At 50.9% G+C, this 12,382-nt stretch carries 12 protein-coding genes; 4 read left to right on the forward strand and 8 right to left on the reverse strand.

Annotated elements, in window-relative coordinates; translation table 11 throughout:
* Nucleotides 1–15 precede the first annotated feature (15 nt).
* The 3 genes from ABD852_RS11665 to ABD852_RS11675 form a co-directional block, all read right to left on the reverse strand.
* Nucleotides 16–1,467: a RagB/SusD family nutrient uptake outer membrane protein gene (locus tag ABD852_RS11665; protein ID WP_345028861.1), complete on the reverse strand. Its 1,452-nt coding sequence runs from the start codon at nucleotides 1,465–1,467 to the stop codon at nucleotides 16–18.
* A gap of 12 nt (nucleotides 1,468–1,479) precedes the next feature.
* On the reverse strand, nucleotides 1,480–5,070 hold the full coding sequence (locus ABD852_RS11670; protein WP_345028863.1) for a SusC/RagA family TonB-linked outer membrane protein: 3,591 nt from the start codon (nucleotides 5,068–5,070) through the stop codon (nucleotides 1,480–1,482).
* Between the two features lie 177 nt (nucleotides 5,071–5,247).
* A complete protein-coding gene (locus ABD852_RS11675; protein WP_345028865.1) occupies nucleotides 5,248–6,267 on the reverse strand; it encodes a FecR family protein in 1,020 nt (339 codons plus the stop codon).
* A 751-nt stretch (nucleotides 6,268–7,018) separates the two neighbouring features.
* Between ABD852_RS11675 and ABD852_RS11680 the strand changes: the two genes are divergently transcribed.
* A complete protein-coding gene (locus tag ABD852_RS11680; protein ID WP_345028867.1) occupies nucleotides 7,019–7,600 on the forward strand; it encodes a Crp/Fnr family transcriptional regulator in 582 nt (193 codons plus the stop codon).
* A 19-nt stretch (nucleotides 7,601–7,619) separates the two neighbouring features.
* On the forward strand, nucleotides 7,620–8,060 hold the full coding sequence (locus ABD852_RS11685) for a hypothetical protein (protein WP_345028870.1): 441 nt from the start codon (nucleotides 7,620–7,622) through the stop codon (nucleotides 8,058–8,060).
* A gap of 771 nt (nucleotides 8,061–8,831) precedes the next feature.
* On the opposite strand, the gene ABD852_RS11690 is transcribed toward ABD852_RS11685, so the two are convergent.
* The 3 genes from ABD852_RS11690 to ABD852_RS11700 all read right to left on the reverse strand — a co-directional run bounded on the left by ABD852_RS11690 (nucleotide 8,832) and on the right by ABD852_RS11700 (nucleotide 10,991).
* Complete coding sequence (locus ABD852_RS11690) at nucleotides 8,832–9,425, reverse strand: RNA polymerase sigma factor (protein ID WP_345028872.1); 594 nt, start codon at nucleotides 9,423–9,425, stop codon at nucleotides 8,832–8,834.
* Nucleotides 9,426–9,602: 177 nt separating this feature from the next.
* A complete protein-coding gene (locus tag ABD852_RS11695; protein ID WP_345028874.1) occupies nucleotides 9,603–10,091 on the reverse strand; it encodes a DinB family protein in 489 nt (162 codons plus the stop codon).
* 84 nt (nucleotides 10,092–10,175) lie between these two features.
* Complete coding sequence (locus ABD852_RS11700; RefSeq protein WP_345028876.1) at nucleotides 10,176–10,991, reverse strand: AadA family aminoglycoside 3''-O-nucleotidyltransferase; 816 nt, start codon at nucleotides 10,989–10,991, stop codon at nucleotides 10,176–10,178.
* Nucleotides 10,992–11,106: 115 nt separating this feature from the next.
* Between ABD852_RS11700 and ABD852_RS11705 the strand changes: the two genes are divergently transcribed.
* Together ABD852_RS11705 and ABD852_RS11710 are read left to right on the forward strand one after the other, a co-directional pair.
* Nucleotides 11,107–11,394: an Rpn family recombination-promoting nuclease/putative transposase gene (locus ABD852_RS11705; protein ID WP_345028877.1), complete on the forward strand. Its 288-nt coding sequence runs from the start codon at nucleotides 11,107–11,109 to the stop codon at nucleotides 11,392–11,394.
* Nucleotides 11,391–11,903, forward strand: a complete 513-nt coding sequence (locus ABD852_RS11710; protein WP_345028880.1) for an RpnC/YadD family protein — start codon at nucleotides 11,391–11,393, stop codon at nucleotides 11,901–11,903. Before ABD852_RS11705 ends, ABD852_RS11710 begins: the two co-directional genes overlap by 4 nt.
* 31 nt (nucleotides 11,904–11,934) lie before the next feature.
* On the opposite strand, the gene ABD852_RS11715 is transcribed toward ABD852_RS11710, so the two are convergent.
* Both ABD852_RS11715 and ABD852_RS11720 read right to left on the reverse strand, forming a co-directional pair.
* Complete coding sequence (locus tag ABD852_RS11715; protein WP_345028878.1) at nucleotides 11,935–12,081, reverse strand: hypothetical protein; 147 nt, start codon at nucleotides 12,079–12,081, stop codon at nucleotides 11,935–11,937.
* A 25-nt stretch (nucleotides 12,082–12,106) separates the two neighbouring features.
* On the reverse strand, nucleotides 12,107–12,253 hold the full coding sequence (locus tag ABD852_RS11720) for a hypothetical protein (RefSeq protein WP_345028879.1): 147 nt from the start codon (nucleotides 12,251–12,253) through the stop codon (nucleotides 12,107–12,109).
* Nucleotides 12,254–12,382: the final 129 nt, after the last annotated feature.

Below are 12,382 nucleotides of genomic sequence, written 5' to 3' on the forward strand. Positions count from 1 at the left end.
TCGTGATTACCGGGTTTATTCGTAACCGGGGTTCTGCCCGATCGCCGCTGCGTCAAGTGCCGGAATGGGCAGGAGGTAATCATTTTCATCGTAGCCCTGCGCGTTGTCCGGTAAATTGACCTGCTCCAGAATCCGTTTCCTCAGCACATCGAAATAGCGGTCGTTTTCGAAACACAGCTCGTAACTTCTTTCGTCGATCACTTTCCTGTCGAACTCATCCCGCGCCATCGACAGCGACGCCCTGGCTTCTTTGCCGGTACCCGCATTGGCCCGGTCGATGATCATGTTCAGGCGATCTACTGCCAGTTGGGTCGGTTTCCCGGCAGCCATATTGGCAGCTTCGGCGTAGATAAGCAGGATATCGGCAAAGCGGAGCAGCTTCATTTCGATGCCCGAACTGCCGCCGCCGACCTGCTGGTCGAAAGTGAGATTGGGCATGTTGTATTTGCCAATATAGGGTACGCCGTCCGATGACTTCGACCAATTGATGATCGGAGCGCCGGGATCGTAGATATCCGAAGTAAAATCCAGCAGCAAATAGCTATGCTTGCGCGGCTGCTCGGGATACAGGTTCAACGCCCAGTAGATTTTCACAGGACCGCCGCTCCAGCCGTCCATCTCGGAAGGGGCCCAGGCATTACCGGGCATGTAAGGCGATTGGGGCGAAGCGTAAAAGGCAAACAATGTTTCCAGGTTGCGGTTGTTCGAAGTTTTAAAAATCTCCCTGAAGTCGGGCAGCAACCGGTAAGGCCCCCTGGTGATCACGTCGTCGGCCATGTCGCGCGCTTTGGCGTAGTATTCGGACTGGCTGAGCGGAGCTGTGGCCCTGGTCAGGTATACCTTGGCAAGGAAACCCTTTGCTATCCATTTGTTGGGCTTGCCGGGGGTACCCGCGCTATAGTCGCCAAGATGTTCAACGGCAAAGCTCAGGTCAGCTTCCAACAGGTCGTATACCGCGGCAATTTCCAGCCGGGATGCCGGCGTCAGGGGCACCGCTACCGGGTCGGGCGTATCTTCGGTCAGGTAGGGTATTTTTCCGTAGAGACGTACCAGCGTAAAATAGTTGAAAGCCCGCAGAAACCTGCCCTGGGCCACTACGCCGTCAATCTCTTCCTGCGGGAGGCCGGCCAGGCTGCCGCCTTTCACGGCCTTCAGGACAGCGTTCACGTTTGCAACCGACCTGTAGTGCCAGGTCCAGAGCTCGTTGAAGGAGGTCGCCCCAAAATCAAGGCTTGCGCCCTCGAACTGGCCGTCGGGGAACATGGGAATGTTCTGATAACGGTCCCACTGAACGAACAGCGCATTCATCGCGCCGGCAAAAGCTGCCTCGCACTGGCCGACGGTCGAATAAAAATTTTGAGGTGTTGAAATACCCTCCGGCGATTCTTCCAGGCTTTGGCAGGAGAAAATCCCGGTAAACGACAGCAGTACTGCAACAAACTTGTATGAAAACAGGTGCTTTCCCATTTTTTTCAGAAGTCAGAAGGTGAGATTAATTCCAAACATGAATACTTTGGCCGTGGGATAGTTGCTCAGGTCAATCCCCATACCGCCTGCCCCGCCGGCATTGAACGAACTCACTTCCGGGTCATACCCCGAGTATTTCGTGACCGTAAACAGGTTAATCGCCGTTACATAGGCCGACAACCTGCTTGCACCCGCTTTGCCGATGATTTCCGACGGAATGGTATAGGTAAGCGTCACGTTCTTCATCCGCAGGTACGAACCGTCTTCTACCCAGCGGCTCGAGCGCTGATCTACCCCGATACCGGAGGTACGGTTGCTGCCCAGTTCAAGGAGGTTTCTTTCACGCGAGCTCATGAATACCGGTACGTCGGTATTTTGGTTGGCCGGGGTCCACCTGTTTTTCAGGTTGCTGCTCAGTCCTACCGACGGGTTTTCGGTTTTGATGCGCACCGCATTGAAAATATCGTTGCCATAGCTGCCCTGGATCAGAAAGGTAAGGTCAAAGTTTTTAAAGCTCAGGCTGTTGTTCCAGCCGTAGATGAATTTCGGCGATGCGTTCCCGATCACTTCGAGTCCGTCGGCGGCCCTGGTAATTCTGCCGTCCCCGTCGACGTCTTTCCATTTCGCCTCACCGGGCGCCTGTCCCATCAGTTTCGCCTGCTCCCTTTCTGCCTCGCTCCAGGTGCCCAGGTTGACATAGCCGCGCATCTGATCGACCGGTTGCCCCACCTGGAGGTACTTCAGTGAAAAACCGCTGCCCCATATCTGGTAACCGCCGCCGGTGCTGGTCCGGATGGCCAGCGGCGCGTCGTCAAGCAAAGCAAGCACCTTGCTCCGGTTGAAAGACAGGTTGAACGAAGTGTTCCATTTCAGGTTGTTGCTTTGTAAAGGCCTGCCGCCCAACGAGATCTCAATTCCCTTGTTTTGAATCGAGCCGACGTTGGAAAGGATGGTGCTGAATCCGGTATAGGCTTCGACCTGCTTGTTGAGCAGCAGATCCGTAGTTTTCTTGTTGTAAACGTCAACGGTTGCCGTGAGCCGCTCCCCGAACAGGCCAAGGTCGATACCGATATTCGACTGTTCGGTCGTTTCCCATTTCAGGTTGGGATTAGCGGCACGGCCCAGTGCAAAACCGATGTTGGTGGCGTCATTGCCGTCGTATGGATAATTGAAGCCCGATGCTACGGTAGCAAGCGTTTGGTAGGGCTGAATGGCCTGGTTGCCCGTTCTTCCCCAGCTTCCACGCAATTTAAGGTTTGAAAGCGCTTTCACGAGCTGCATAAAATTTTCCTGTGAAACCCGCCATGCGGCGGCGGCGGAAGGAAAATATCCCCATTTGTTGTTGGCGCCGAAAACCGATGATCCGTCGGCGCGAAAGCTGGCGGTGACCATGTACTTTTCGTCGAAAACATAGTTCACGCGGCCCAGGTACGAATTCAGCACCTGCCTGGATTGTGAATTATACCGCTCGTTGATCTGGGAGGCGCCGCCCAGGTCGTTGATGCCTGTGTCGTCGCTGAAAAAACCCTGAGCCGAAACAAAAAAGCCTTTCGATTGTATGAGCTGCTGCTCGGCGACACCGGTGAGCGTGAAGGCATGCCGCTTGTCGAAAACCTTGCTGTAAGTAAGAATATTTGAATTCTGAAAATACTGGTACTTGTTTTCCGCCAGGTCACCGAGCCCGCTGATTCCCCGGCCGGGCTGGGTTTTGGTACTGTAGTAATGCTGGTCGTCGTTGGCATTGATGCTGGCCGCACCCGTAACCCGCAGCGACAGGCCCTCCAGCAGCCGGAAGTCGAGAAAAGTGCTGATTTCATTGGTGATGTTGTTTTTCTCGGACTTTGTTTCCAGCGCGGTCGCCACCGGGTTCCAGACATCGTTGTCGGCGTAAATTTTTGAACCGTCGGGCCCTCCTTTCAGTGCCTTGGTATTGTAGTTCCCCATTGCGTCATAAACCGGCGTAACGGGGTCAAACCGGGCTACGGTATTGATCACCTGTCCGAGAATATCTCCGAAACGCGTGCCCTCCCCCACTGGCGGCACGTTCCCTTTGTCCTTGATCACATTGAGGTTAATGCCCGCATTGAGCCACCGCGTTACTTTCAGATCGAGGTTGCTTCTCAGGTTGTAACGGGTGTATTTGCTGTTGATCACAATACCCTGCTGATTCATATAGCCCGCCGATACAAAATAACGTATCGACTCACTGCCGCCGCTGACCGACAACTGGTGGTTCTGCATCCTGCCGCTCCGGTATATTTCGTCCTGCCAGTCGGTGCCGCCGTCGGCATCCAGCCGGGCGATCTCTTCTGCCGAAAAAGGGATCACCGGGTCGATCGGGGCGCTGACGGTACCGTTTTGGGTCGCTGCCCAGTCGTTGGATTTACGGGCATAGTCGCCGGCATTCATCAGGTCCAGCTTATGGCCAAGTTTTTGCACCCCCATGCTGAACCCGTAGTTAAAAACCGCTTTCCCGGACGCCCCCCGCTTTGTCGTGATCAGGATGACGCCGTTGGCACCGCGGGCGCCGTAGATGGCTGTCGCCGAAGCGTCTTTCAGAACCTCCAGCGATTCAATATCATTGGGATTGATCGTAGTGATGTTGACGCCCTGAATTCCGTCCACCACGACGAGCGCATTGTTTCCGCCGGTAATTGAATTTCCCCCTCTGACGCGTATGATCGCATTTCCGCCGGGCGCTCCGTCGGTATTCTGTACCATCACGCCGGCGGCTCTTCCCTGCAGCGCCTGGTCAACACGCTGGGTAGGCAGCCGGGTCAGATCGGCGCCTTTTACCGAGCTGACCGACCCGGTCAGATCCGATTTTTTCTGAGTACCATACCCGACGACCATTACCTCCTCGAGCGATCTCTGATCTACCTCCATCCGCACTTCCATTGTACTCCGGTCGCCTACCGCTACTTCCTGGCTTGTATAACCCACAAAAGAAAATACCAGGACCGTACTTTCGTCTGGTACCTCTATGGCAAACCTGCCGTTGACATCCGTGCTCATACCACGTTGCGTTCCTTTGATCAGCACGCTTACACCCGGGAGCGGCTCCCCTTTTTCATCGCTAACCCTCCCTGATATACGAATTTCCCGGACAGCTTCCGAGACAACATCTTCCCGCCGGAATAACCGCTCCGGAAGCCCGGAAACTGTCAGCCCGCTCCGTATCTCCTCACGTGTGGGCAAAGGCGTTATCTTTTCGCCCGTTGCGTCTGTTTTTATACTGCGGATTACGACGCGGCTTTCCACCACCTGGTAAAACAGCCCGTAGGGGGTCAGAAGTTTATCAAGCACTTTTTCCAGCGTTTCATTTTCGGTGTGGAGCGTGGTGATTTTCTTCTGGAGCGGCTGGGTACCGACAAATACGAACTGCACGCGGGTTTGCCTCGCGATTTTATCCAGCGCTTCCGACAACGTCACACGGTCCAGCCGGAGCGTCACCGGTACTTTCAGCAACTGCTGACCATAGGACTCCTCCGCAAAAGTAGCGGAGGCCACGGAGCAAACCAGCAAAACAAGGAATGCGCTGTATTTCATGGTTTTCTTAACATAGTAAATAAGATCCCCACTCCGGGTACACATTTTTTTCATAATTTTGGTTAGTTAAGGTGGAACTATTCTCTTCCGGGATGTGGTCGTTTGTTTCGAAGCGCTCGTCCACGTTTCCCGGTTTTAAGGTTTTCCTGACAGGGCCCGGCGCAACTCCGGGCTTTCTTTTTTTAGTCGACCATAGGCACGATTCCTTTGTTTAATAATAAGATGAGCTGCTTATAAGCGACAATCGACGTCCGACCGGAGGAGGTAGGTTCCGTCCGTTTTTTTCTCAACCCTGCCGTTGACGGCAATCATCAGCGTGTTCAGAATGCTTTCCAGTGAATCACCCGCATCAAAATCGGCATGAATTACCGGGCAGTTTTCGAGCCGGGGCTCATACGCGATACCGGCGCCCCTGCTCCGCTGTAAAACGGCGGTTACTTCCGAAAACGTGGTGTTGCGAAACCGGAGGGCGCCATCTTTCCAGCCTGTTACTTCGGAAGCGGCACTTTCCGCTTTCTTGTCCAGGCTGCGCTGCTTTTTGTCAAAGACGGCAAGTTCATCCGGCTTCAGGTAAAGTTCTGTTTCCGGCGAAGCCACCTTCACTTTACCCGTTACGACGGCTACCGACATGGTTTTGTCTTCACGGTATGCCCGGATGTTGAAACTTGTTCCAAGCACCGTGGTTTTCAAAGTACCGGACCGGATCACAAAAGGCTTTTCCGGGTTACGAGTTACGTCAAAAAAACCTTCTCCCTCCAGGACGACCTCCCGCCGGTCCCCGGAAAAAAGCTCCGGGTAGGTCAGCCGGCTCGCCGCATTCAGCCACACGATCGTGCCGTCGTTCAGGGTAACCTTTTTCCTTTCACCTGAAACGGTAACGGCGGTCAGGGTTTTTCCCGGGGTGTCCTTTTTTAAGCGGTAGAAATAAGAGACGGCGGCCAGGCTAAGGAATATACCAACCCAGGCAGCAGCAACCCTGGAACTGAGCGTAAACGGCAGGCGGATGCCGGGACGCCTTGTGTTCCGGGGGTGCTGTACCCAGTCAAATGTAGCGTAGACTTCCTCTACGGTCTTAATAGTGTGGGTATCAATCGGTATGTCCTTGCTGAATTCTTCCCGGATCAGCTCCCTGACGGCTTCTTCATTGTTTTCCGAATGAAAGTAGGCCATTATTGCCGACTTCTCCCCGGGCGTACAATCGCCGGCAAGGTATTTCTTAAAAAGCTCCCGGATAACCTCGTCTCTTTTCATCGTTTTCGGAATTTAACTCAAACCGCTTCCCTACAATTTACCACAACACCCGCCCGGCTTACCGGCTTGCTCTGTCCGCCGCCCGCGTTTTTTTTTAACTACGCTTGACCGGCGGATTCCATCTGCTTCTTTTTTACTTTTTTTTTATAACCATTAAGAAAGGGTTATCCAACAGTAATAGTGCGGTATGCGCCGGAAGGATACAGCACGGTTTCGCGGTAGCATCGGTATTTTACCGGCCCATCCACAGTTGAACCGCCACCGTAAACGATTACATTCGTGTATTCTGTACAACAAAGTTACAGATGGCTTATAATGGAACGTATGGCTTCTATTGAATGGGTATCCAAAGAACAGCCTTCGACAGGCTCAGGCGCCGTCCGGATGGTGCCTGCCGGATGGCGGGTGCCGGATGGCGCCTGAGCTCGTCGAAGGCTGCCTACCGGAGGCTGCCTACCGGAGGCTGCCATCCGGTAGGCGGGTGAGCCCGTCGAACCCATTTAACACAATCTGCAGCATGTCTGATCCGCAACCAGGTCAAAACCTAAAGATTGTTTATTTAAATCAAAGCCAGCCAGCGCCGCTTCTCTCGAATTCGTGGCCATCCTCTTCCGAATATCTCCGGAATAATTTACTTTTGTTATCTCCCAAACAAACGCTACTCAATACCATAGTCCTGGAACGCATCCCCGGTCAACTATCCGGTTCCCTTCCAAAAGTTGCACGGTTATGATCAAAACGTATCAACAAAATGCAGGATATACTATTTGACTTTATTTCAAAATACATTTCCCTGACAGAGGATGAAAAGGATGCAATCACTTCTTTGAACATATTTCATTCGGTAAAGAAAGGGACGATTTTACTCAAAGAAGGGCAGCTTTCACAAGCGAGCTATTTTGTTTTAAAAGGCTGTATCCGGGTTCACTACATCAAAGATGGAGAAGAAAAAACAACAGCATTCTATACAGAAATGGACGCCCTGACGCCTCATTGTGTTATCCATAAAACCCCTTCTGATTATTTCATTAGTTGTGTTGAAGACAGTATTCTCCTGGTTTCAAGTTCTGATATGGAAGTAGAAATGAACAGTAAATTTCCAAAGTTTGAAATGATGTGCAGAATGTTGTCGGAAGAATTGCTGGCCAAGCAACAAATGGACTTTGACGAGTTTAAAACTTCTTCGCCCGAACAACGCTACCTGAACTTACTACAAAGGAGACCAGACCTTATCCGGCGCGTTCCCCAGCATCAGTTAGCGAGCTATTTAGGCATCAAACCCCAGTCGTTAAGCAGGTTGAGAGCAAGGATTGTAGAGAAAGACAAGCGGTAAGGATCATTTCTTAACTTAAGTGAACGAGCCGGTATTTTCCGCCCGTCTACCTTTGCATCATCATTTAACAACTATTGATGTGCAAAAGAAGATTCTATCGTTCGCTTTGACCTTGATGACGGCAGGCAGTTTACAGCTGAATGCACAATACGCCCGACAAGACAGTGCTTATAAAAAATATTTTGTCGGGAGCACATTCCTGATGTTAGGAAATCTTATTCCTGATGACCCTAATCCGCCTCATTTTATACAATTGAATGTCGGATACAGGATCACGCCCAAGGATGTTGTTTTCCTGGAATTAAAGAGATCCAGGTTTGCTTACCCGTTAGGCACCCCTGGGGAAAATCATTTGATGCACCGGGAGAAAACTATCCAGGGCATGTACGCCAGAATGTACTTGGATTGGCTTATAACCGTTTTTGGTGGAAAGGGTTATATACCGCCGTTCATGCAATGAATGCTTTTCAAAGATATTATAACGAAGACAATAAAAAGATGGCCAACGGATTCACATTATTTATGACTTACCGCTTGGGTTACCAGGTTAAACTATTTAACAACCGGTTTTTTATAGAACCATCTGTCGGGTTGACTCATTGGCCTGTAAAAACCAATACACCGCCATCCTTTAGAGAAAAGGAAAGTAAATGGCCCAACTATTTTGGTTGGGAACCCGGCCTTCATTTCGGATATAATTTTGGTCTTAAAAGGAATAAATGAAAGGCGTGGTGGATGGCCAGGAGAGGTTCCTAACACGGAATTGGTATCTGGAGCTACTTTCCGGATGTTGTCGTATCCACTAAATGTGGTATTGAATTTGGCTTAGAGAGCCTATGGTTTATTAGTGAGATCAATACTGACTAGCGACTGGGACACCTCGGAGAGACTAACGTCCAACGCTACCGCAATATCCCGATACTGCCAAGGTCTATTTTCCCATAAAACTATCTTACATAGGATGACCGCATCCTGCGGTCTCATGCCGTTATGTGCTACCATAATCCAAACTTAGTTTTTGTTCGCGATTTGCAAACAAAAAACTAAATTAACCTAACACTGGTAGCGGGATGTAATTTTTTCGGTTCCCCAGGATTATAACGGACAAACAAGGATTACGCGCGACCCGCCTGTTTCATCTGCTCTGTTCGCGTCTTTTTTCAGGCAAAAAACTTTCTCCTCCGCCCGCAGGCTACAGCTGGCAGCATAATACCCGACTTATAACCAATACCTACACCCCGAAAAGGATAACCCAGAGCGCCACAGTACCGGTATGCCCGGCCAGTACTTTTTTGAGAAAGCGGTTGGCTTTTACAATGTGGTCATTCACCGTAGACGTGGAAATTCCGAGCAAGCGCGCTATTTCCTCGTAGCTCTTTCCCTCGAGCCTGGAAAAGAGGTAGATCTGTTTACGTACCGGGGGCAGCAAGTCGATTGCACTGTTGATCAGGCCAAACCTTTCCTGGTACAGGGCTTCGTCCTCGTCATCCATATAAAAGTCGGCATAGGAAATCACCAGGTTTTCGGCCAGGCGTTTTTCGCGGGCCATTCGCCGGAAGTGATCATAAACCTTATTCTCGGCAATATGATAAAGGAAAGCGGCAAAAGGTTTGTTGACATCTATTTTTTCGCGGAATTCCCAGATTTTCATAAACACATCCTGGAAGATTTCGCGCGCAATTTCCTCGGACCGGATCATGCGAAGCAAATGGGCATGCAGTTTCCGCCCGTAACGACGGTACAAAATCGTGAAGGCCTCCGGATTCCCCCTGGCCAGCCTTTCCAACAACTGCTTTTCATCAACGGTAAAACGGTCCGATCCCATGATACGTCGAATTTTCTTTTAAAAACTCCCGGGGGCGCGCCGGTAACGAAACCGGCAAAATGCTAGTATAAAAAAGTCACAGGAAGAACAAACTTACTGAACCCAGGCAGGAATTCCTGTATCCGAACCTTTCATAATATTGCTCTCCGAATAACGGCGCCGGTCAACCTTGTGCTACTACATCTCGTCGGCGGAAGGCCCATAGCTGCCCGGCACTTTAATGTCATTCAGCCTGTAATAGACGCCCAACTGTGCACGGTGGTGAGTGGCCTGGTTTAACGAGTGCCTGATAGCGCCATATTTCGTCCATTCGCCTACCTTGTGCCCGTTGTAAGTTACCGACCATAGAGGAAGCAGGTCTGCTTCAGCCGCTCTGCTGAGCGCTTCTATGGAAACAGCGTGGTTTTTCTCGAGCGCATCCAGCAATTCCTGCCTGCTGCTAAACGGTTGAGGCCTGTCGCCGGAGGCAAAATCAATAGAATCTGTTTTCAGAACAATGTCTGCCCAGCCAAACACTTCGGCTACGTGCTGTGCAAGCGGCATCAGCTTCATGCTTTTGGGATGCGGCGCATAGCCGTTTTTCCCATCGGGAAATAGCTCGAAAAACTTCTTTGTTGTTTGATATTCCTCTGTCAGTTCTTCTTTCAATTGTTTCAAGGTATCCATATAGGTATATTTTATGCTTATTAGAATACTCCAAGTTACCATTTTTGGCAAACCAACCGACCCGCTGACCGGTAAATTTCGTCTTCAATCCGAACCGGGTTTTGAACGGAGCACCCCGGCGATTTCATTTTTCAGTACGGCAATGGTCTCAGCTACTTCGTTCCCCTTTAAGGCGAGGCGGTCTTCCACCTGCCCCAGGTATGCCCGTTGCGCTTCGGACAGCACGGACGCATGTTTTCCGGGTAATCGCTCAAGTGCCCAGGCAGAAGCGAAATCCTTGGATGCGATCATTCCCGTCGCGGCGCTGTACCAGATACGCGCCAGCGTAAGTACCACGTTGCGCTCGTCGTTTTCCCAGTCGGGAGGTGATTTCCACAGGTTCAGGGTATCGGAAAGAACCGCATAAAAATCCCGTTCAGGAATAGGATCAAAAAGCGTAGCGGCCGGCGGTCCGAACAGAGCTATGCTTTTCTGACCGGCCTTTGTCAGCAGTATGGCGAGATCGGGGTCACTGACTTCCAAATCAAATATCCCGTCTATAATTTCCTTCCGTTGCCACTCACCGAACTGCAGGTGCCTGACCGCGGGATAGCGCCAGGGAACAACATCGCCAAGCACAACCACCGTAACCTCCAGGGCGCGCAGAATTCGGCTTTCCCCCGGCGGGGCAGAGATTTTAAGCAAGTCGGTAATCAGCGCCTTCCGCAGCGCTTCGTCAAGTCCTTCGTTTATGGTGACCAGTACATCAATATCGCTGTATCGCTTTAAGCCCCCGTCGAGGGCAGAGCCATACAAGTGTATCGCCAGCAGCTTTGATGACAGATGCTGCCTGACAACCTCAACAGCCAGAGACAACTGCGGCAATATTTCGGAAGGTATGCGGGAATCGGTAATTTTCATCTTGACGAAACCTTAAAAAATCAACGTTAACGCTTTGAGGAATCCTGTTTCCGGACGACCCGCCTTTAGTGAAACCAAATCCCTATCTTTGACAGCAATATAACTACTATACTTTATGGACAAACCTGCTGCTGTACACGATACGTTTATAAGGTCAATTCTGGCCGATAAAGAGATTGCCGTTGACTACTTCCGCACCGCACTGCCTGGTTATATAACGGAGCGGCTGGATTTTCAGACATTGGCGCAACTTCCCGGCACCTATGTATCCAAAGAACTCCAGAAAACGGTATCGGATATCGTTTACTCCTGCGAAATGAAAGACCGACGCCACAAGGTTAAGATTTCCCTGTCCCGGTTCTCCTCTACCACGGCAAAGAAAAATGGAAGTACAGAACCCTGAATGATCTTTTCGACGGCCTCGATCCCGAGCTTCGTATGTTTATGCCTGATTTTGATTATGTCTATCATAACCTGGGAGAAATTTCGGATCATGTCCTCCGGATGTTGCATAACAAATTTCTCGCAGCGGCGCTTTTGGCACTGAAACACAGCGTGTTGAAAGACGCCCCTAAAGTATGGATGCCGCTGACATTAAGGCTTGCTGACGAAGCCGGTACAGACTTGCAAACCAGCCTCATCATTTATATATTTGTAAATAGCGGGTTAAAGAGAGAAGAAATACTAAAAGTTATCAATATGGCGCCTGTAACGATAAAAAAGACAGCAATGACCACGTGGGACTATTTGCGGGAAGAAGGCAGAGAGCTTGGTATGGAGCAAAAGACAGAAAAAGCGGTTAGGAATCTTGTGAAGCAGTCCTTGCTCTCAGATCAGCAAATTGCGTCTGCATTGGAGGTCTCGATTGAATACGTGTCCGGCATTCGGCAGAAGATGAAGGACACAAAATAGGCCGTCATGCGTTGATCTGTTAATTCGTATCCTACCATTGACAACAACAGATTTGGCGCCGCTCCAACCGGAGGGTCATCCCGACCGCAGTGGAGGGATCTCCCGCTCCCTGCACCCAATCCCTTTCAGAGGACTTTTTTATAGCAACAGGAGATCCTTCAGTTCCACTGCTTTCCATTCAGGATGACCATCCGGCAGATGTGCTACCTTTGACAACAACAGGTTTGGCGCCACTCCAACCGGAGGGTCATCCCGACCGCAGTGGAGGGATCTCCCGCTCCCTGCACCAAATCCCTTTCAGAGGACTTTTTTCTTGCAACAGGAGATCCTTCAGTTCCACTGCGTTCCATTCAGGATGACCATCCGGCAGATGCGCTACCATTGACAACAACAGGTTTGGCGCCGCTCCCACCGGATGGTCATCCCGACGTATCATAAGCTTCGCTTACTCCTGGATCTGGTGACATCTGAATGTACCC

Source organism: Ravibacter arvi (assembly GCF_039540405.1).
Classification (GTDB): Bacteria; Bacteroidota; Bacteroidia; order Cytophagales; family Spirosomataceae; genus Ravibacter; species Ravibacter arvi.